Source organism: Microbacterium gallinarum, from assembly GCF_014837165.1.
In the GTDB taxonomy this organism is placed as follows: Bacteria; Actinomycetota; Actinomycetes; order Actinomycetales; family Microbacteriaceae; genus Microbacterium; species Microbacterium gallinarum.
On the sequence record NZ_JACSPM010000002.1, the window covers coordinates 289,487 to 309,512 of the forward strand.

Annotated in this window: 21 protein-coding genes; 12 read left to right on the forward strand and 9 right to left on the reverse strand. The window is 71.4% G+C overall.

Features of this window, described 5'->3' with window-relative positions:
- Nucleotides 1-17: 17 nt before the first annotated feature.
- Genes paaZ through H9622_RS08310 form a run of 4 tightly spaced genes read right to left on the reverse strand, consistent with a single transcriptional unit; the run spans nucleotide 18 to nucleotide 4,921 of the window.
- Entirely contained in the window at nucleotides 18-2,126 is a 2,109-nt protein-coding gene (gene paaZ, locus H9622_RS08295; RefSeq protein WP_191765917.1) for a phenylacetic acid degradation bifunctional protein PaaZ, read from the reverse strand.
- Nucleotides 2,126-3,004 carry a 3-hydroxyacyl-CoA dehydrogenase family protein gene (locus H9622_RS08300; protein ID WP_191765918.1) on the reverse strand — a complete coding sequence of 293 codons (879 nt, stop codon included), beginning with the start codon at nucleotides 3,002-3,004 and terminating at the stop codon, nucleotides 2,126-2,128. Before H9622_RS08300 ends, paaZ begins: the two co-directional genes overlap by 1 nt.
- Nucleotides 3,001-3,738: an enoyl-CoA hydratase/isomerase family protein gene (locus H9622_RS08305; protein ID WP_191765919.1), complete on the reverse strand. Its 738-nt coding sequence runs from the start codon at nucleotides 3,736-3,738 to the stop codon at nucleotides 3,001-3,003. Before H9622_RS08305 ends, H9622_RS08300 begins: the two co-directional genes overlap by 4 nt.
- Complete coding sequence (locus H9622_RS08310) at nucleotides 3,731-4,921, reverse strand: thiolase family protein (protein ID WP_191765920.1); 1,191 nt, start codon at nucleotides 4,919-4,921, stop codon at nucleotides 3,731-3,733. The genes H9622_RS08305 and H9622_RS08310 overlap by 8 nt, the downstream gene beginning before the upstream one ends.
- 94 nt (nucleotides 4,922-5,015) lie before the next feature.
- Here H9622_RS08310 and H9622_RS08315 point away from each other — a divergent pair, with 94 nt between their 5' ends.
- A complete protein-coding gene (locus H9622_RS08315; RefSeq protein WP_191765921.1) occupies nucleotides 5,016-5,636 on the forward strand; it encodes a TetR/AcrR family transcriptional regulator in 621 nt (206 codons plus the stop codon).
- 435 nt (nucleotides 5,637-6,071) lie between these two features.
- Here H9622_RS08315 and H9622_RS08320 read toward each other — a convergent pair whose 3' ends face one another.
- Nucleotides 6,072-7,454, reverse strand: a complete 1,383-nt coding sequence (locus H9622_RS08320; protein ID WP_191765922.1) for an MFS transporter — start codon at nucleotides 7,452-7,454, stop codon at nucleotides 6,072-6,074.
- 121 nt (nucleotides 7,455-7,575) lie between these two features.
- Between H9622_RS08320 and H9622_RS08325 the strand changes: the two genes are divergently transcribed.
- The 10 genes from H9622_RS08325 (at nucleotide 7,576) to H9622_RS08370 (ending at nucleotide 17,415) form a co-directional block, all read left to right on the forward strand.
- Entirely contained in the window at nucleotides 7,576-9,132 is a 1,557-nt protein-coding gene (locus H9622_RS08325; RefSeq protein WP_191765923.1) for a fumarylacetoacetate hydrolase family protein, read from the forward strand.
- A complete protein-coding gene (locus tag H9622_RS08330) occupies nucleotides 9,129-9,827 on the forward strand; it encodes a GntR family transcriptional regulator (protein ID WP_191765924.1) in 699 nt (232 codons plus the stop codon). The genes H9622_RS08325 and H9622_RS08330 overlap by 4 nt, the downstream gene beginning before the upstream one ends.
- Nucleotides 9,828-9,881: 54 nt before the next feature.
- Nucleotides 9,882-11,408, forward strand: coding sequence for a 5-carboxymethyl-2-hydroxymuconate semialdehyde dehydrogenase (gene hpaE, locus H9622_RS08335; protein ID WP_191765925.1), 1,527 nt, complete (start codon nucleotides 9,882-9,884; stop codon nucleotides 11,406-11,408).
- 87 nt (nucleotides 11,409-11,495) lie between these two features.
- Nucleotides 11,496-12,662 carry a 3,4-dihydroxyphenylacetate 2,3-dioxygenase gene (gene hpaD / locus H9622_RS08340; protein ID WP_191765926.1) on the forward strand — a complete coding sequence of 389 codons (1,167 nt, stop codon included), beginning with the start codon at nucleotides 11,496-11,498 and terminating at the stop codon, nucleotides 12,660-12,662.
- A gap of 109 nt (nucleotides 12,663-12,771) precedes the next feature.
- Nucleotides 12,772-13,557 (forward strand): 2-keto-4-pentenoate hydratase, encoded by a 786-nt coding sequence (locus tag H9622_RS08345; RefSeq protein ID WP_191765927.1) that lies wholly within the window; start codon nucleotides 12,772-12,774, stop codon nucleotides 13,555-13,557.
- A 43-nt stretch (nucleotides 13,558-13,600) separates the two neighbouring features.
- Entirely contained in the window at nucleotides 13,601-14,404 is an 804-nt protein-coding gene (locus H9622_RS08350) for an HpcH/HpaI aldolase family protein (protein ID WP_191765928.1), read from the forward strand.
- Nucleotides 14,405-14,496: 92 nt separating this feature from the next.
- Entirely contained in the window at nucleotides 14,497-15,294 is a 798-nt protein-coding gene (locus tag H9622_RS08355) for a transglutaminase-like domain-containing protein (RefSeq protein ID WP_191765929.1), read from the forward strand.
- A gap of 42 nt (nucleotides 15,295-15,336) precedes the next feature.
- Complete coding sequence (locus tag H9622_RS08360; RefSeq protein ID WP_191765930.1) at nucleotides 15,337-15,903, forward strand: hypothetical protein; 567 nt, start codon at nucleotides 15,337-15,339, stop codon at nucleotides 15,901-15,903.
- 79 nt (nucleotides 15,904-15,982) lie between these two features.
- Nucleotides 15,983-16,363: a YciI family protein gene (locus tag H9622_RS08365; protein WP_191765931.1), complete on the forward strand. Its 381-nt coding sequence runs from the start codon at nucleotides 15,983-15,985 to the stop codon at nucleotides 16,361-16,363.
- Nucleotides 16,363-17,415 carry an RNA polymerase sigma factor gene (locus tag H9622_RS08370; RefSeq protein WP_191765932.1) on the forward strand — a complete coding sequence of 351 codons (1,053 nt, stop codon included), beginning with the start codon at nucleotides 16,363-16,365 and terminating at the stop codon, nucleotides 17,413-17,415. The genes H9622_RS08365 and H9622_RS08370 overlap by 1 nt, the downstream gene beginning before the upstream one ends.
- A gap of 26 nt (nucleotides 17,416-17,441) precedes the next feature.
- Here the strand turns inward: H9622_RS08370 and H9622_RS08375 are convergent, their stop codons facing one another.
- Nucleotides 17,442-17,981, reverse strand: a complete 540-nt coding sequence (locus H9622_RS08375; RefSeq protein WP_191765933.1) for an AAA family ATPase — start codon at nucleotides 17,979-17,981, stop codon at nucleotides 17,442-17,444.
- 211 nt (nucleotides 17,982-18,192) lie between these two features.
- On the opposite strand from H9622_RS08375, the gene H9622_RS08380 reads away from it, so the two are divergent.
- The gene (locus H9622_RS08380; RefSeq protein ID WP_191765934.1) at nucleotides 18,193-18,360 is read left to right on the forward strand and encodes a hypothetical protein; all 168 of its coding nucleotides are present in this window, start codon (nucleotides 18,193-18,195) and stop codon (nucleotides 18,358-18,360) included.
- Nucleotides 18,361-18,410: 50 nt separating this feature from the next.
- On the opposite strand, the gene H9622_RS08385 is transcribed toward H9622_RS08380, so the two are convergent.
- Genes H9622_RS08385 through H9622_RS08395 form a run of 3 tightly spaced genes read right to left on the reverse strand, consistent with a single transcriptional unit; the run spans nucleotide 18,411 to nucleotide 19,963 of the window.
- Nucleotides 18,411-18,947 carry a putative immunity protein gene (locus H9622_RS08385; protein ID WP_191765935.1) on the reverse strand — a complete coding sequence of 179 codons (537 nt, stop codon included), beginning with the start codon at nucleotides 18,945-18,947 and terminating at the stop codon, nucleotides 18,411-18,413.
- Between the two features lie 50 nt (nucleotides 18,948-18,997).
- The gene (locus H9622_RS08390; RefSeq protein ID WP_191765936.1) at nucleotides 18,998-19,402 is read right to left on the reverse strand and encodes an MmcQ/YjbR family DNA-binding protein; all 405 of its coding nucleotides are present in this window, start codon (nucleotides 19,400-19,402) and stop codon (nucleotides 18,998-19,000) included.
- 3 nt (nucleotides 19,403-19,405) lie between these two features.
- Nucleotides 19,406-19,963 carry a dihydrofolate reductase family protein gene (locus H9622_RS08395; protein ID WP_191765937.1) on the reverse strand — a complete coding sequence of 186 codons (558 nt, stop codon included), beginning with the start codon at nucleotides 19,961-19,963 and terminating at the stop codon, nucleotides 19,406-19,408.
- Nucleotides 19,964-20,026 lie beyond the last annotated feature (63 nt).

A 20,026-nucleotide genomic window follows, 5' to 3' on the forward strand; every position in this document is an offset into this window, starting at 1 on the left:
CGCCGCGACGGAGAGCATCACGCCCCGACCTCGGCGGGCGCGGGCGTGCCGGCGGCGCCGGGCGCGGCATCCGTCTCCTTCGCCACCAGAGTCAGCACGTCGTAGGTCGCGACGATCTCGTCGGACTGGTTGTGGATGACGGCATCCCACCGCACCTCGCCGTACTCGTCGGTCTCGCGCGGGGTGATCTGCTTCGCGGTGAGCACCACGCGGATTTCGTCGCCCGGCGACACCGGCGTCATGAAGCGGAGGTTCTCCAGGCCGTAGTTCGCCAGCACCGGACCCGGCTCGGGGTCGACGAACAGGCCCGCGGCCCACGACACGAGGAGGTATCCGTGCGCCACGCGTCCGGGGAAGAACGGGTTGGCGGCCGCAGCCTCCTCGTCCATGTGGGCGTAGAACAGGTCGCCCGTGAAGTTCGCGAACGTCTCGATGTCGTCGAGCGTCACGACGCGCGTGGCCGAGACGAGCTGGTCGCCGATCGCGAGTTCGGCGAGCGACTTGCGGAACGGATGACGGTCGGTTCGGGATGCTGCGCCCTGATGCCACACGCCGGTCAGCGCCGTCAGCATCTCGGGCGAGCCCTGCACGGCGGTGCGCTGCATGTGGTGGAGGACCGCGCGGATGCCGCCGAGCTCCTCGCCGCCGCCGGCACGGCCAGGACCACCATGCACGAGGTGCGGTACGGGCGCGCCGTGACCCGTCGACGTGCGCGCATCGGCGCGATCGAGGAAGAGGAGGCGCCCGTTGAACGCAGCGACGCGCGTCAGCAGCGTCGTCGCGACCGCCGGGTCGTTCGTGGCCACGCTCGTGACCAGCGATCCGCCGCCGCGGGCGACGAGGTCGGCGGCCTCGTCGACGGTGCGATAGGTCAGCACGCTGGCTACCGGACCGAACGCCTCGATCTCGTGCACGGCATCGGCCGAGGCATCCGCGAACCCGATCAGCAGCGGCTCGACGAACGCGCCGTCCGGTGCGGGGCCGACCGACCCGTCGGCGCGCACGACCTGCGGCGCGTCGGTCGAGCCGAGCAGCACACGGCCCCCGGCGGCTTCGAGCGCGCCCACGGCGCGCAGCACCTCATCGCGCTGCGCCACAGACACCAGCGGACCCATCGTCACGTCGGCCGCGTGCGGATCGCCGAGCACGACCCGCTCGGCCACCTTCGTGCGGACCGCCTCGACGAGGTCGTCGACCGCGCCCTCCGGCACGATCGCGCGCCGGATGGCCGTGCACTTCTGACCGGCCTTCGTGGTCAGCTCGACCATCAGCTGCTTGACGTACGCGTCGAACTCGGGGGTGCCGGCGACGGCGTCGGGTCCGAGCACGCTCGCGTTGATCGAGTCGGTCTCGTTCGTGAACCGGACTCCTCCGGTCTGGACGTTCGCGTGCGAGCGCAGGCGCTCCGCCGTCGACGCGCTGCCGGTGAACCCGACGAGGTCGCCGAGTCGCAGGTGATCGAACAGCCCGGGCACGCCCCCGCTCACGAGCTGGAGCGAGCCCTCCGGCAGAAGCCCGGTGTCGACGAGGATGCGCACCCAGGCCTCGGCGACGTACGCGGTGGGCGTCGCCGGCTTGACCACGCTGGGCACGCCGGCCAGGAACGCGGGCGCGAACTTCTCGAGCGCACCCCACATCGGGAAGTTGAAGGCGTTGATCTGCACCGCGACCCCGGGAAGCCGCGTGTATACATGCCGTCCGAGGAATGAACCGTCCTTCGACAGCGGCTCGACCGGGCCGTCGAGGTAGACCTGCCCGTTGGGCAGCTCGCGGCGACCCTTCGAGGAGTAGGTGAAGAGCACGCCGATGCCGCCGTCGACGTCGCCGCCCGAGTCGCGTGCGGTGGCGCCCGCACGCTTCGAGAGGTCGTAGAGCTCGTGCTTGCGCTCGGTCAGCGCAAGGGCGAACTGCTTCAGCAGCAGCGCACGCTGATGGAAGGTCAGCACGCCGAGGCTCCGCTGCCCGACGGTTCGCGCGTACTCGAGCACACCGGCGAGATCGAGGCCCTCGGTGCTGACCCGGGTGATCGCCTCGCCGGTCGACGCGTCGGCGACGGTGACGGCGGACGAGGCATCCGCCGGCGTCCACCACTCGCCGCGCACATAGCTGGGAAGGATCTCGGTCATCACTCGCTCCATTCGTAGAAACCGCGGCCGGTCTTTCGGCCCAGCTGTCCAGCGGCGACCATGCGCCGCAGCAGTTCGGGGGGCGCGAACCGGTCGCCCAGTCGCGCGTGCAGCTCTTCGGCGATGCCGAGGCGCACGTCGAGGCCGACCAGATCGGTCGTGCGCAGGGGGCCGACGGGATGCCGGTACCCGAGCTCCATCGCCGCGTCGATGTCGGCCGCGGAGGCGACGCCCTCCTCGACCATGCGGATGGCCTCGAGCCCGAGCGCGAGGCCGAGCCTGCTGGAGGCGAAGCCCGGGGCATCGCGCACCACGACGGGCGTCTTGCCGATCGCCGCCGCCCAGTCTTTCGCCGCATCGACCACCGCGTCGTCGGTCGCCGACCCGACGACGACCTCGACGAGCTGCGACGCCGGCACGGGATTGAAGAAGTGCAGGCCGATGAACCGGCCCGGACGCTCGAGGCCGGCGGCGAGGTCGTCGATCGAGATGGACGACGTGTTCGTGGCGAGGACGGCGCTCTCGTCGACGACGCGCTCGGCCCGCCCGAGGGCGGCGGCCTTGAGTTCGCGGTCTTCAGGAACGGCCTCGACCACGAGTCCGCAGCCGGCGAGCGCCGCGGCATCCGTCGCCGTCTCGAGCGCGGCCTCGAGGACCTCGAACGGGCGCGCGGTCGCACCGCGGTCGATGCTGCGCCGTACCGCCTCGAGAACGCGAGCGGATGCCGCGCCCGCCGCGTGCTCGTCGCGTTCGACGACGACAACGTCGGCGCCGGCGAGGGCGAACGCGTGCGCGATGCCCGCCCCCATGCGGCCGCCGCCGATCACGCCGACGCGCGCGGGGACCGGCGTCGTCCCGGGCGAGTCGTGCTCGGTCATCGCTTGCGCCTCTCGAGGAATGCGGTCATGCGTCGCTCCTTCTCGGGGCTCTCGAAGAGCTCGGCCTGCAGCTCGAGCTCGAGCGCGGGATGGGCGTCCGGCGCAGCGGTGAGCGCCGCCTTGGTGTGGCGCGTCGCGAGAGGGTCGTTGGCCGCGATGCGGTCGGCCATCGCATGTGCTGCGGCCAGCAGCTCGTCGGGCTCATGAAGCGAGGAGACCACGCCCCAGGCGAGCGCCTCGCCGGCGTCGAGGATGCGGCCGGTGAGCAGCAGCTCGGCGGCGCGCGCCTCTCCCACGATCTGCGGCAGGCGCCAGGTCGCGCCCGCCGCGGCGATGATGCCGAGCCCGGTCTCAGGGCTGCCGATCTTCAGCCGCGGTGTGCCGATCCGCAGGTCGGCCGCGTACGCGAGCTCGGCGCCGCCGCCGAGGGCGTAGCCGTCGATCGCCGCGATCACCGGCATCGACAGCGCGCGGATCCGCTGGAACGCGCGGGTGTTGATGCCGCGGCGGGCATCCGCGGCACGGCGCTCGCGGAGCTGGGCGATGTCGGCGCCCGAGGCGAAGACCCCGTCCGCGCCGATGAGGATGAGCGTGCGCGGCGTCGCCTCGAGCTGCGCGCACAGCTCGTGCAAGGCGTCGACCATCGCCTGATCGATCGCGTTGCGCACCTCGGGGCGCGCCAGCGTCGCGACGACCCGGTCGTCGGCGCTCTCGATGCGCAGCGGCTCAGGCATCCACCCGCTCCACGATCATCGCGGTGCCCTGTCCGACGCCGACGCACATCGTGGCCAGCCCGTACCGCGCGTCCTCGCGCTCCATCCGGCCGAGCAGGGTCACGAGCAGGCGGCTGCCGCTGGAGCCCAGCGGGTGGCCGAGCGCGATCGCCCCGCCGTCGGCGTTGACGATGGCCGGGTCCAGCCCGAGCCGCCGCATCGACGCGAGCGACTGCGACGCGAAGGCCTCGTTGAGCTCGACCGCGCCGATGTCGGAGACCGAGAGCCCTGCCTTCGCGAGCGCCTTCTCGGTCGCGGGCACCGGTCCGAGTCCCATGATCTCGGGCGCGAGGGCCGCGGTAGCCGCGGCGACGACCCGTGCACGCGGGCGCAGCCCGTGGCGCTCGATCGCCTGCTCGGACGCAACGACGATCGCGGATGCACCGTCATTGAGCGAGCTGGCGTTGCCGGCCGTGACGACCTCACCACCGGCGACCACCGGACGCAAGCCGGCCAGGACCTCGAGCGACGTGTCGCGCCGGGGTCCTTCGTCTGTGTCCACATCGCCTGCGCGGGTCGGAACCGCGACGATCTCGTCGGCGAACCGGCCCGCGTCGATCGCGGCGAGCGCACGCCGGTGGCTGCGCAGGGCGAAGGCGTCGGCATCCGCTCGGGAGATCCCGTCGACGCGGGCGACCTCTTCGGCGGTCTCGGGCATCGAGAAGGTGGCCTTGTCGCGGGCCTTCAGGCGCGGGTTGGTGAAGCGCCAGCCGATCGACGTGTCGAACGCCTCTCCGGGCTTCGCCCAGGCGCGGTCGGGCTTGGCCTGCACCCAGGGCGCGCGGGTCATCGACTCCACGCCCCCGGCGACCAGGGCATCGGCGTCGCCGGCGCGGATCGCCTGCGCGGCGAGCGCGATCGCCGACATGCCCGAGGCGCACAGCCGGTTCACGGTGATGCCCGGGACCTCATCGGGGAGCCCCGCGAGCAGCGCGGCGAGGCGCGCGACGTTGCGGTTGTCTTCGCCGGCCTGGTTCGCCGCGCCCAGGATGACCTCGTCGACAGCTTCACGAGGCAGTCCGGCGCGCGCGACCGCCTCGCCGACGACGAGTGCGGCGAGATCGTCGGGGCGGACGCCGGCGAGCGCGCCGCCGTAGCGACCGACGGGCGTGCGGACTCCACCGACCAGGTAGGCGTCGGACATCGTCATCCCTCCGCGGCCGCATCGGCGCGGCACCGGTACAGATGATACCTAACCGATCGTTCAGTAATCCAATCCCGCGTGCGACACTGGAGCAATGCCCGCCCTCGACGTCGACTCAGCGAACAGCGCACCCCCGCGCCGCGGTCGTCCCGGCTACGACCGTGCGCAGGTGCTGGAGATCGCGGTCGCCCTCTTCAACGAGCAGGGGTACGACGCGACCTCGGTCGCCGATCTCGCGACCCGACTGGGCCTGACGAAGTCGGCGCTGTACCACCACTTCGATTCGAAGGAGCAGCTGCTCGCGCTCGCCCTCGACGAGGCGCTGAGCGGGCTCGAGGGCGTGCTCGACGAGCCCGCCGCCGAGCAGGGGTCCGCCGCCGAGCGGCTGGACGCGGTGCTGCGCGGCGCCGTGCGGGTGCTCGTCGACCGGCTCCCCTACGTGACACTGCTGCTGCGGGTACGCGGCAACAGCGACGTCGAGCGCGCCGCCCTGGAACGTCGACGGGCGTTCGACCACCGCGTGACCGCGCTCGTCGAGGGGGCGCAGGCCGCCGGCCAGGTGCGCGACGACATCGACGGCCCGGTCGCGACGCGCCTCATCTTCGGCATGGTCAACTCCCTCGTGGAGTGGTACCGCCCCGGCGGTCCGGTCGACAGCGCACGCCTGGCGCACGACGTCGTGGCGGTCGCGCTCGACGGCATGCGCACGCGCTGAGCCGCGGCATCCGACTCACTCGACCTGGCGCCTCAACCGCGCCGAACTGCGCGCCCTGCGCCTCGCAAAACGCACATCGCCGCGGTCGAGGGCACGGGCCGCGAACTCAACCGTGCCGATCTGCGTCTGCTGACCCGCTGAACCGCGCTTCGCCGCGGTTGGGCGGAGAGGCGACCCACCGCCACACCACTGCTCACCTGTCACGAAACGCCGGGCGAGGCGGCGAGTCGTGACAGGTGAGCGGAACGGGTTCTGCTCACCTGTCACGAAACGCCGGGCGAGGCGGCGAGTCGTGACAGGTGAGCGGAACGCGTCGACACCGAGGGCCTCGGAGTCCTCGGGGTCGGCTCGCCTCTGCCCGCGTGAGACGACGGATGCCGCGGCCCGAACCCCCCGTCGCGAGGGGCCGGGCCGCGGCATCCGGTCAGACAGTCCTCAGGCGTGCGAGAGCCCGTAGATCGGGCTCTTCGCCTGCTCCTCCTCGTGGTCCGGGCCCAGCGGGATGCCGGACCGGTCACGCAGCAGCAGCGTCGCGATGAGGCCCACGATCGTCATGCCCGCGAGGTACCAGGTGACCGAGACGGTGGATCCCGTCGCCTGCACCAGTGCCTGCGCGATGGTGGGCGCGAACGCACCGCCGACGATCGCGCCGATCGCGTACGAGATCGAGACGCCCGAGAAGCGGATGGATGCCGGGAACAGCTCGCTGTACAGCGCCGCCTGCGGTCCGTAGGTGAAGCCGAGGCCGATCGTCAGGACCGCGAGACCCAGGAACAGCAGGCCGACGTTCGCGGTGTTGACGAGCGGGAAGAGCAGGAAGACGCCCGCCAGCTGCAGGATCCAGCCGATGATGTACGTCGTGCGGCGGCCGATCCGGTCGCTGATCCACCCCGCGATGAAGGTCGCGATCAGCCAGGTGACGGCCGAGCCGGTCACGGCCCACAGCACGGGGGCGGTGGCGAGGGCGACGGGCCCCTCGGGATCGGTGGCGTACCGCTGGATGTAGCCGCCGGTGGTCATGTAGCCGACCGCGTTGTTGCCGGCGAAGACGAGCGCGGCGATGATCACGAGCAGCGTGTGCTTCTTGAACAGCTGCACGATCGGCATCTGCGCCTTCTCCTTGCGCTCGGCGAGCTCGGCGAACACCGGGCTCTCCTCCACGCGACGGCGCACGTAGTAGCCGACGAGGATCAGCACGACGCTCAGGAGGAACGGGATGCGCCATCCCCACTCCTTGAACCACTCGTCGCCCGGCAGAGCGACCAGGGCCATGACGGCCGATGCCAGCAGCAGACCGATCGGCACGCCCACCTGCGGCGACGCGCCGAAGATCCCGCGTCGGGCCTTCGGGGCGTGCTCGACGGCCATGAGCACCGCTCCGCCCCACTCGCCGCCGGCCGAGATGCCCTGCAGCACGCGCAGGAGGATCAGCAGGATGGGGGCGGCGATGCCGATCGCGGCGTACGTGGGCAGCAGGCCGACGAGCGTGGTGGCCGCGCCCATGAGGATCAGCGTCCACATCAGGACGACCTTGCGGCCGTACTTGTCGCCGAAGTGCCCGGCCAGGAATGCGCCGAGCGGACGGAAGAGGAAGCTGATTCCCACCGTGATGAACGAGAGGATCTGCGCGAACCCTTCGCCCGCCGGGGCGAAGAAGAGCTCGGCGAAGACGAGACCGGCCGCGAACGCGTAGATGAAGAAGTCGTACCACTCGACCGTGGTTCCGACGACGGTCGCGAAGACGACCCGGCGGCGATCCGCCGAGCTCGCAATGGTTCCGGTGGGCGTGAACCCTGCTCCGGATGGGGGTGTGCTCATGAGCTGACTCCTGTGTCTGTACTGACGACTTCGTCACCGGCGCTGGTTCCGTGGAGGTGTTGCCGGATGCCGACCTATCGTATACGATTTCGGATACGACGCAAGAGTGAGGACGCTCCCGATGCAGGAAAGCACAGCGGATGCCGCATCCGACGCCCGTTTCCGGGCATTGCCGACCCGGCCCGGCAAGATCGTCGCCATCCACCTGAGCTATGCCTCGCGCGCCGACCAACGGGGTCGTCGGCCGCAGCATCCCTCCTATTTCTTCAAGCCCTCCAGCTCGGTCGCCCCGTCCGGAGCGACGATCGAGCGTCCCGCCGGCACCGAGCTCCTCGCCTTCGAGGGCGAGATCGCGCTCGTGATCGACACGCCCGCCCGCCGGGTCAGCCTGGCGGAGGCCTGGAGCCACGTCGGGTGGGTCACCGCCGCCAACGACTTCGGCCTCTACGACCTGCGGGCGAACGACAAGGGCTCGAACGTCCGCTCGAAGGGCGGCGACGGCTACACGCCGATCGGCCCTGGACTCATCGACGCCCGCACGATCGACCCGACCGCCCTGCGGGTGCGCACCTGGCTCAACGGCGAGATCGCCCAGGACGACTCGTCCGCCGGCATGATCTTCCCCCTCGCCCAGCTCGTGGCCGACCTGTCGCAGCATTTCACGCTCGAGCCGGGCGACGTGATCCTCACGGGCACGCCCGCGGGCTCGTCGGTCGCCGTCCCCGGCGACGTCGTCGAGGTCGAGGTCGACGTGCCCGGCGGCCCGTCGTCCGGCCGCCTGGTGACCACGGTCGCGCAGGGCGCGGCGGGGTTCGACGGCGACCTCGGGTCACTCCCCGCGGTCGACGACGTGCAGCGCACCGAGGCGTGGGGCTCGCGCGAGGCCGCCGGCCTTCCCGCGGACGCCTCCGGCTCAGGAGAGCAGTCGACCACAGGGGGTTCTGACGCCGAGTCTCCCGTCTCCGCCGGATCCCCGGCTCTGAGCAGCGAACTGCGCGCGAAGCTCGAGTCCGTGCCCGTCGCGGGTCTGTCGGGCCAGCTGCGCAAGCGTGGCCTGAACAACGTGCACATCGACGGCGTCCGGCCGCTGCATCCCGAAGCCAAGCTCGTCGGCACAGCCCGCACGCTCCGCTTCGTCCCGAACCGCGAAGACCTCTTCACGAGCCACGGCGGCGGCTACAACGCCCAGAAGCGCGCGTTCGACGCGGTCGGCGAGGGAGAGGTCATCGTCATCGAGGCGCGCGGCGAAGCCGGATCGGGAACGCTCGGCGACGTGCTCGCGATCCGCGCCCACGCGCGTGGTGCGGCCGGCATCGTGACCGACGGCGGCGTCCGCGACGCGGCCGCCGTGACCGCGGTCGGCCTTCCGATCTTCACCGTCGGCGCGCACCCCGCCGTCCTCGGCCGCAAGCACGTGCCGTGGGACGTCGATGCCACGATCGCGTGCGGCGGTGCCACCGTGCAGCCCGGCGATGTGATCGTCGGCGACGCGGACGGCGTCATCGTGATCCCGGCGGGCATCGTCGAGGAGGTCGTCGACGCGGCCATCGCGCAGGAGGACGAGGATGCCTGGATCGCGCAGCGCGTGGCCGAAGGGCATCCGGTCGACGGTCTGTTCCCCCTGAACGCCGAGTGGCGCGCGCGCTACGACGCCGACCGCAAGGGGAAGGCCACATGAGCACCGAGACGCAGGGCACCCAGGCGGCGCAGAGCAAGTCGCAGCGGGCGTACACCTGGATCAAGGAGCGCATCTCCCAGCAGGAGTTCACCCCCGGCTACCGCCTCGTGCTCAGCTCGCTCGCCGACGACCTGCAGATGAGCGTCGTGCCGGTGCGGGAGGCCGTCCGGCAGCTCGAGGCCGAGGGCCTGGTGACCTTCGAGCGCAACGTGGGCGCGCGGGTGTCGATGGTCGACGACTCGCAGTACCGCTTCAGCATGCAGGCGCTGTCGATCCTCGAGGGCGCCGCGACGGCGCTGTCGGCCCGCGCGCTCACCGCCGACGACATCCGGCACGCGCGCGCCGTGAACGAGCAGATGATCGAGACGCTGCAGCATTTCGATCCGCGCCGCTTCACGGCGCTCAACCAGGAGTTCCACTCGGCGCTGTTCACCAAGTGCGCGAACCCCCGCATGCTCGAGCTCGTCAACGCGGAGTGGGCCAAGCTCGGCCACCTGCGCGAGTCGACCTTCAGCTTCGTCCCGGGCCGCGCGCAGGAGTCGGTGCGCGAGCACGAGAACATCCTCGCGCTCATCGAAGCCGGCGCCCCGCTGGGCGAGATCGAGAAGGCGGCCCGCCGTCATCGCTCGGCCACGCTCGACGCCTACATGATCCACGAGCACCCCGACGAGGCCCTCAGCCTCCCCGCTTTCTGACCCGAGGGCGCACACCCCACTGCGCCCTTTCCGACCTCCACGAAGGAGAAGCAGATGACCGAGACTGCAACCACCGCGCGCCACGTGCCCGCAGACCTGCCCGAGCGCATCCAGCACTACATCGACGGCGAGTTCGTGGACTCGATCGACGGCGACACGTTCGACGTGCTCGAGCCCGTCACGAACGAGGTCTACGTGAAGGCCGCGGCCGGCAAGAAGGCCGACATCGAGCGCGCCGTCGCCGCCGCGCGCCGCGCGTTCACCGAGGGTCCCTGGCCGAAGATGCTCCCCCGCGAGCGCTCGCGCGTGCTCCACCGCATCGCCGACATCGTCGAGTCGCGCGACGCGCGCCTCGCCGAGCTCGAGTCGTTCGACTCGGGCCTGCCGATCACGCAGGCGCTCGGCCAGGCTCGCCGCGCGGCCGAGAACTTCCGGTTCTTCGCCGACCTGATCGTGGCCCAAGCCGATGACACCTTCAAGGTGCCGGGCCGCCAGATCAACTACGTCAACCGCAAGCCGATCGGCGTCGCGGGACTGATCACCCCGTGGAACACGCCGTTCATGCTCGAGTCGTGGAAGCTCGGCCCGGCGCTGGCGACCGGAAACACCGTGGTGCTCAAGCCCGCCGAGTTCACGCCGCTGTCGGCGTCGCTCTGGGCCGGCATCTTCGAGGAGGCCGGCCTGCCGCAGGGCGTGTTCAACCTCGTCAACGGCCTCGGCGAGGACGCCGGCGACGCTCTGGTCAAGCACCCCGACGTGCCGCTCATCTCGTTCACCGGCGAGAGCCGCACGGGGCAGATCATCTTCGGCAACGCGGCGCCGTTCCTCAAGGGCCTGTCGATGGAGCTCGGCGGCAAGAGCCCGGCGATCGTCTTCGCCGACGCCGACCTCGAGGCCGCGGTCGACGCGACGATCTTCGGCGTCTTCTCGCTGAACGGCGAGCGCTGCACCGCCGGCTCCCGCATCCTCGTGCAGCGTGACATCTACGACGAGTTCGTCGAGCGCTATGCCGCGCAGGCGAAGCGCGTGAAGGTCGGGTACCCCCATGACCCCGAGACCGAGGTCGGTGCGCTCGTACACCCCGAGCACTATGAGAAGGTCATGGGCTACGTCGAGATCGGCAAGTCCGAAGGACGCCTCGTCGCCGGCGGCGGCCGGCCCGAGGGGTTCGAATCCGGCAATTTCGTCGCCCCGACGGTGTTCGCCGACGTCTCCCCCGACGCGCGGATCTTCCAGGAGGAGATCTTCGGCCCGGTCGTCGCGATCACCCCCTTCGAAACCGACGAGGAGGCGCTGGAGCTCGCCAACAACACGAAGTACGGTCTCGCCGCCTACGTGTGGACCAACGACCTCAAGCGTGCGCACAACTTCGCGCAGGCCGTCGAGGCGGGAATGGTCTGGCTCAACTCGAACAACGTGCGGGACCTCCGCACCCCGTTCGGCGGCGTGAAGGCGTCGGGCCTCGGTCACGAGGGCGGCTACCGCTCGATCGACTTCTACACCGACCAGCAGGCCGTGCACATCACGCTCGGCGAGGTGCACAACCCGACCTTCGGCAAGGCCGGCGGCAGCGCCCACTGACCCGGATGCCGCGGCCATCGGTCTGCACCTGGCCGCGGCATCCGCTCCACCCCCACAGATTCGCATCAAAGGCAACAAGGACGAGCCATGACCAACCGTGACGACATGACCCTCACCTCCTCCGGTTTCTACGTCTCCCAGGAGGCGCCGATCGAGACCGACAACCCGGTGCCGACGCCGTCGGCTCCCGCGCCCGACATCCTGCGCTGCGCCTACATGGAGCTCGTGGTCACCGACCTGGCCGCGTCGCGCGAGTTCTACGTCGACGTGCTCGGGCTGTACGTGACCGAGGAAGACGACGAGGCCATCTACCTCCGCTCCACCGAGGAGTTCATCCACCACAACCTCGTGCTGCGCGAGGGCCCGATCGCCGCCGTCGCCGCGTTCTCGTACCGCGTGCGCACGCCGGAGGACCTCGACAGGGCGGTCGCCTTCTACGAGGAGCTCGGATGCCGCGTCGAGCGCCGCGCGGAGGGCTTCACCAAGGGCATCGGCGACTCGGTGCGCGTGACCGATCCGCTGGGGTTCCCGTACGAGTTCTTCCACCAGACCGAGCACGTCGAGCGTCTCGCCTGGCGCTACGACCTGCACAAGCCGGGTGAGCTGGTGCGTCTCGACCACTTCAACCAGGTCAGTCCCGACGTGCCGCGCGCGGTGAAGTTCATGCAGGACCTGGGCTTCCGCGTGACCGAGGACATCCAGGACGACGAGGGCACCGTCTACGCCGCGTGGATGCGCCGCAAGCCCACCGTGCACGACACCGCCATGACCGGCGGCGACGGCCCGCGCATGCACCACGTCGCCTTCGCCACGCACGAGAAGCACAACATCCTCGCGATCTGCGACAAGCTCGGCGCGCTCCGCCGCTCCGACGCCATCGAGCGCGGCCCGGGCCGCCACGGCGTCTCGAATGCGTTCTACCTGTACCTGCGCGACCCCGACGGCCACCGCGTGGAGATCTACACGCAGGACTACTACACCGGCGACCCCGACAACCCCGTCATCACGTGGGACGTCCACGACAACCAGCGCCGCGACTGGTGGGGCAACCCCGTCGTGCCCTCCTGGTACACCGAGGCATCCCTCGTGCTCGACCTCGACGGCAACCCGCAGCCGGTCGTCGCCCGCACCGACTCGTCGGAGATGGCGGTGACGATCGGCGCCGACGGCTTCTCGTACACGCGCCGCGACGAGGGCGCCGAGTCGATGCCCGAGTACAAGCAGGGCGAGTACAAGCTCGGCCACCAGCTCTAGACCCCGACTCCCCTGCTCACCTGTCACCAAGTGCCGACCTGCGCGACCCGTTGCGACAGGTGAGCAGGGGGCACGTGAGCAGGGGCGCTGAACACGAGAAGGAGATCGGATGCTGCACCCAGACGACATCGCGCACATCGCGGCCGAGCTCGCCGACGCCGACCGCACGCACGGCGTGATCCCGAGGATCACGGCGCGCTACCCGGGGGCGACGGTCGAGGACTCGTACGCGATCCAGGGCGTGTGGCGAGACCAGAACATCGCGGCCGGGCGCCGGCTGGTGGGCCGCAAGATCGGTCTCACCTCGAAGGCGATGCAGCAGGCGACGGGCATCACCGAGCCCGACTACGGCGTCATGTTCGACGACACGGTGTACGCGTCGGGTGCCGAGATCCCCGTCGACCTGTTCTCGAACGTGCGGATCGAGGTCGAGCTGGCGTTCGTGCTCGCCACGCCGCTCGAGGGTCCTGACTGCACCCTCGAGGAGGCGCTGGCCGCGATCGACTACGCGGTGCCGGCGCTCGAGATCCTCAACTCGCACATCGAGCTCGAGGGCCGCACGATCGTCGACACGATCGCCGACAACGCCGCGTACGGCGCGATGGTGCTCGGCGACGTGCACAGGCGCCCCGACGAGATCGATCTGCGCTGGGTTCCGGGCGTGCTCAGCCGCAACGGCGAGATCGAGGAGACAGGGGTCGCCGCGGGCGTGCTCGGCCACCCAGCGACGGGCGTGGCGTGGCTCGCGAACAAGTTCCATCAGCACGGCGCGCGGCTCGAAGCGGGCGAGATCATCCTCGCCGGTTCGTTCACGCGCCCCATGTGGGTGTCGCGGGGCGATAGCGTGCTGTGCGACTACGGACCGATGGGAGTGGTGTCGTGCAGATTCGTATGACGTCCGCAGACGTGACCGGCGCGCGTTCCGAAAGCGGGGGATCATGTCGCTCCGTCTGAGCCCCACCTTCCGCGATGCGCTCGCGGGCGCCGACCGTACGCTCGCGGGCATGTGGGTGTGCTCGGGGTCGCCGCTGGTCGCCGAGATCTGCGCGGGGTCCGGCCTCGACTGGCTGCTGATCGACATGGAGCACTCCCCGAACGGGCTCGAGTCGGTGCTCGCACAGCTGCAGGCGGTGGCGGCCTACCCGGTGACCCCGCTCGTGCGCGTGCCGATCGGCGACGTAGTCGCGATCAAGCAGGTGCTCGACCTCGGCGCGCAGAACATCCTCGTGCCGATGGTGTCGTCCGCCGACGAGGCGGCACAGGTCGTCGAGGCCGTGCGCTACCCGCCGCGTGGCCGCCGGGGCGTCGGTTCGGCGCTCGCCCGCTCGGCGCGCTGGAACCGGGTCGACGGCTATCTCGAGAACGCCGACGACCACATCTCGCTGTTCGTGCAGGTGGAGACCGTCGAGGGCGCGACGGCCGCGGCCGAGATCGCCGCGGTGGACGGCATCGACGGCGTCTTCGTCGGACCGAGCGACCTCGCCGCGTCGATGGGCCTGCTGGGCCGGCAGACGCATCCCGACGTCACCGGCGCGGTCCTGCGTGCGTTCGAGGCGGTGCGCGGCGCCGGCAAGCCGGTCGGCGTGAACGCGTTCGATCCCGGAGCAGCACAGGCGTACGTCGACGCGGGAGCGGGCTTCATCCTCGTCGGCGCCGACGTGGCGGTTCTCGCGCGCGGCTCGGAGGCACTCGCCGCGCGCTGGGTCGACGGCGCCGGCACCGGCGAGCGCGCGTCGTACTGACGCCGGCCCGATTCCCCGCCGACGAGCCGCGGGCGGAGCATCCGGTCTGTCAAGTCCCTGCATCGGGCCTCCGCGCGTGTCAGGGTGAGGACATGCAGAGGGATGTCTCGAGCCGGATCGTCCTCGACGTGACCGAGCCCGCCGACCTGGTGTTCGCGATCGCGGTGGCCGACCAGTACGCGCCGGCGCACGAGGAGTTCACGGCCACGCTCGACGGCCAGTCACTCGACTGGCATGTCGTCTCCGACGCGCACGGCACGCGGCTGCACCGGCTGACGTCGGGGGTTGGCCGCCTCACTGCCCGGTACACCGCCCGCGTCGACGGCAACGCGCCGACCGCGGACGCCACCGAGGCCGACCTCCTCGTGTACAGCCGGCCGAGCCGATACGCCGAGTCCGACGCCCTCGCCCCCACCGCGTCCGGCGAGTTCCAGGGCATCACCGACCCGGCCGAGCTGCTCGCGTCGGTCTCGTCGTGGGTCGGCACGCGGCTGCGTTACGTCTCGGGATCGTCGCTGCCCACCGACGGCGCGACGCGCACGCTCCTCGCCCGGCAGGGCGTGTGCCGCGACTACGCGCACCTGTCCGTCGCGCTGCTGCGAGGGCTCGGCATCCCCGCGCGCAGCGTCGCGGTTTACGCCCCCGGCGTCTCTCCGATGGACTTCCACGCGGTCGCCGAGGCATGGATCGACGGCGCCTGGCGTGCGATCGACGCGACGACCCTCGCACCGCGCTCGTCCCTCGTGCGGATCGCGACGGGGCGGGATGCCGCAGACACGGCGTTCCTGACCGTCATGTCGGGCCGCGCCGACCTCGTCGAGGTCGAGGTGACGGCCACGGTGGACGCGCTTCCCGCTGACGACATCACGCAGCTCGTCTCCATCTGGTGAGCCGCCTCCCGCTGGGGCGTCCCGGCGTGGCACAGTGATCCCATGAAGAAGTGGATCGTCCGGTTCGCGTCGCTGCTGGTCTTCAACATCGTCGTGCTGCTCGTCATCGGATTCCTGACGCCCGCGCGCGTGGGATGGTCGGCGCTGTGGGCGGGCATCGTGCTGACCGCACTCGCCATCTGGATCAAGCCCGCCGTCCACGGCTGGTTCCGCTCGATGGCGGCCAGGTCGGCGAACCAGCGCACCAAGGCGGGTGAGAAGGTCGTCGAGTTCCTCCTCGCGTTCGCAGTGGCGTTCCTCGTCTGGATGGTGACCGTCTGGCTCTCGGGCGTCTCGATCGGCGGCGGGTTCGTCGGCGCCTTCTGGGGCTACGTGCTCCCGCCGGTGATCCTCCTCATCGGCTGGGCGATCTACGACGCGGTCGATGACAAGGTGGAGGCTCACGCGGGCGCCCTCTACGACAAGGCCTCCGGCGGACGGGCGACGACCGCGCCCGCCGCCGACGCCCCCCGCATGCCGAGCCCCGAAGAGGCGGCCGGGCGCCGCGAGCTCCACGACGGTCTCACCGACGAGCAGCGGCGCATGCTCGACGAGCTGGGCAAGGGCTGACGGGGATCCGCAGGGCTGTCGATCGGCGGCACGCTCGATCGTCATCGTGGTGTCGCAGCACTGACGAAAGGACGACATCATGCGCTACACGCTCCTTCTCCACTATCCCGAGATGACCGCGGACGACATGGGCCCGGATGCCTGGGCCGAAGGCATGCGCGAGTTCGACGAGTACGCCAAGGCGATCGACGCGGCCGGCGTGCTCCGCTCCGCCGAGGTGCTGCAGCCGTCGGCGGTGACCACGTCGGTCACCGCACCCGACGGCACGCTGCGCGTGCAGGACGGGCCGTTCGCCGACACCAAGGAGCAGCTCGGCGGCACGTTCGTGATCGAGGTCGACGACCTCGACGCGGCGATCGGCTGGGCAGCCAAAGCCCCGTCGATCGGGTGGGGCACCGTCGAGATCCGGCCCACGGCGACGCGCTTCGTCGACGGCGCCTGGACGCCCTTCGCGGACTGATGTCCGGCTCCGACGTGCGGTCCGCCGCTGAGCGCGCGGCCCGCACGTCGTACGGCCACCTCCTGGCGCTGGTCGCCGCGGGCACGAGGGACGTCGCCCTCGCCGAGGACGCCCTCGCCGATGCGTTCGAGCGCGCCCTGAAGACGTGGCCGGATGCCGGCATCCCCGCCAATCCGGAAGGATGGCTGCTCACTGTGGCCCGCAACCGATTGCGCGACGCCCTCGGCTCGGCTGCCCACCGCACCGGCGTGCCGCTGGATGAGGTCGTCGCAGCGGCGCTCGCCGACGAGCGCGCCCTCGACGCGGCCGTCGCCGTGGAGCGACGAGACGAGATTCCCGACAAGCGGCTCGAGCTGCTCTTCGCGTGTGCACATCCCGCAATCGACCCTGCCGTGCGCCCGCCCCTCATGCTCCAGGCCGTGCTCGGGTTCGAGGCCTCGGACGTGGCGCGCGCCTTCGGGGTGCCGCCGGCGACGATGGCGCAGCGCCTGGTGCGGGCGAAGCGTCGCATCCGCGACGCCGGCATCCCGTTCGCCGTGCCCACGCGGGCCGACATGCCGACTCGACTGCCCGCTGTGCTCGAGGCGATCTACGGCGCCTACGCCCTCGACTGGCTCGATCAGGGCGACGAGCCGAGGGAGTCGCTCGCCGACGAGGCGCGGTGGCTCGCCGTCCTCACCGCGAGCCTGCTCGACGACGAGCCCGAGGCGTGGGGCCTCGCCGCGCTGCTCACCTACTCGCAATCCCGCGCCGCTGCGCGGGCGACCGTGCCGTGGCCCCCGCTCGATGAGCAGGATCCGGCCGCGTGGGACCGAGCGATGATCGCCGAGGGCGCGGCGCTGCTGCGGCGGGCGTCGGCGCTCGGGCGCCCGCTGGGGCGGTTCCAGCTCGAGGCGGCGATTCAGGCGGTGCACTGCGACCGCGCGCGCACCGGCGAGCTCGACGTGGACGCGCTCGTGACCCTGTACCGCGGGCTGGTCGCGATCGCGCCGACCGACGGCGCGACGGCCGCACTCGCCGCCGCCGAGGCGCGAGCGCGCGCGACGGGGTGAGCGGTGGCGGTTCGGAGCAGAGAGGTTCAGACCAGGAAGTCGGGCGACGCCATGGCCGCCTCCACCGCCTGCGCAGTCTCACCGAGATCGAGCGACGACGTGTCGATGACGTGCGCCTCGAGATCACCCAGCTGCGAGAACCTGTGCCAGAGGTCGGCGACCACGTCGCCGTCGGTCAGGGCGTCGGGCGCCGTGCGCGCCAGGGCGCGATGCAGCGTGACCTCGAGGTCGGGCCGCAGGACCACGTACCGCAGCGGGATGCCGGGGTGAGCCGCAGCCGCCCGCGTGTAGTGGTCGAGCATCCAGGGTCCGACGACGCCGTCGGCGACGACCTCATAGCCGCCCTTCGCATAGGCGAACGCGGCAGCCGCGATGGCCTCGAGCACGGTGTGGTTCTGCCGATCCGCATCCGGCAGGTACGGCAGGATGCCGCCCGAGACGATGAACCCCCAGAAGTCGTCGGTGTGCAGGTGCACCGCACGCGGGCGCATCGCGGCCACGGTCCGTGCCACGGTGGTCTTCCCCGCACCCGCCGGGCCGGTGAGGATGGTGATGCTGCCTGTCACGTCCGTCCCTCCGAGACGTCGTCGATCCGAGCATAGGCCTGCGCGACGACACGCGCGGGGTGGTCGTGGATCCGGGCCTCGGGCACCCGCTCGGTGCCCGCGCAGCACGGCCGGCCGCCGCGGTGGCGACGGTCCGTGTCAACCGGGTTGAACGGGTCGGCGGCCGAGCGCATGCTGAGAACACCGAGACCGCAGAGACGAAGGGATCACCGTGTCTCAGCGTGAGCACCCCTCACCCGACCATGTGCCGGGGCCGGAGGAGGTCAGCATTCCCGAGCTGGCGTACGACGAGACGATCGCGCCGCGCCCCGAGGAGCAGATCGCCGACATCGCGCGAGCAGAGCCCGACGTCGAGGACCACACGGCGTCGGCGCGCTGACGCCATCGCGTGGCCGAGCACGAGCTGAACGGATGCCGCGGCATCCGTTCTCATCGATCGCCGAGCTGCGCGATCCCGGCCTGAAGCGCCCGGATGTGCGCGCCGAGGTCGCCCGAGGCCAGCAGCCCGGGGCCGAGCGGACCGGCGGAGTCGTTGCCGAGCGGCGGAAGCCGCCGGAGCGCGGCGGCGACGTCGGCGCGCAGATGGTCGAGTTGCCACTGCAGCTCTGCCGCGGTGGCGTCGGGCGCGGCCGCCCCGGCTGCTCGTGCGGCGTACGCAGCGGCGCCGAGTGCATGCGCGCCCATGTGCGCGACCCCGGCGGCCTGGGCCGCTGCGCGCGCGGCGGCGACCGCCTGCCGGGAGGTCACCGCGTGTGCGGCCCGACCGGCCACGAACCGCCGCGCGATCTCGCCGGCCGCGGTGAGGTCGCCCCGCGCGAAGGCGCGCGCCCGGGCGACGGCGTCGCGCGGGCGGTCATCATCCGGTGCCTCCGCCTCGAACAGCGGCAGCACGCGCTCCGCGCAGTCCGCCGCCCACGCCGCGACGAGCCGGCGATCGGCTTCGGTGAGGGCCTGGGGCGAGGGCATCCGGCCACTCTTCCACGCGGACGGCGTGTCCACGACCCGGTCCGGTGTCGTCAGCCGTGACGCCCGGCGGGCGAGCGCTCGTCGAACTCGCGTCGCAGGTACCTCGGCGCCTGGGTGCGCCACGCCTCGGTGATGAGCTCTTCGAGATGTGCGGGGTCGATGCCCGCCATGCGGAAGGCGACCTTGGGCTCGTTCCACGCCGTCGTCGTGCGCAGGAAGACCTCGGGCTCCATCTCGACGAGGGCGACCGCGTCCACCCGATCGACGACCTTTACGCCGACCACCAGCTCCGCCGCGATGATCTCGCGCATGTCCTCGGGGATGCTCGGCCACGGGTGGCACTCCCACGCGAAGACCTTGCGGCGGACGAACCACGCGACCCCGCCCGTCATCATGCGCTCCTCGCTGCCGGGCAGTCGCGCGGCCGTGCGGCGGATGTCGTCGAGATCGGGCACGTCTCACGCGTCCTGGATGCGGCGGTACCGTTCGAACACGACGCGTCCGCCGAAGGTCCGGGTCTCGACCAGCTTGAGCGCGATGCGGTGCTCGACGGGCGGGAGGAACGGCGTTCCGCCACCCAGGATGACGGGATAGCGGAACATCTGGAACTCGTCGATCACGCCCTGCTCGATCGCGGATGACGCGAGGTCCGCACCGCCGATCTCGACGTCCTTGTCCGTCGCGCCGGCCATCCGCGCCGCCTCCTCGGCGAGCGACCCCTCGGCGAGCCTCGCGTTGCCTTCGACCCGATCGAGCGTGCGGCTGAAGACCACCTTGGGGATGGCGGACCACAGGTCGGCGAACTCGTCGGTGGCCTCACTGTCGCGGATCGACGGGTCCGTCTCCCAGACGAGCATCGTCTCGTACAGCCGCCGCCCGAACAGGCACCCGCCGAGGCCGCGGATCTCCTCGATGTGGAAGGCGAACTGCTCCTCGTCGGGACCGCCCCAGTCGATGCCGCCGTCGCGGTCGGTGATGAATCCGTCCGCCGAGACGCCCATCGAGTAGATCAGCACGACTGCTCCGCGATGCTCATCCCCTCAACCTGCCACCGATCGCGGCGCGGCGTAAACCCTCCG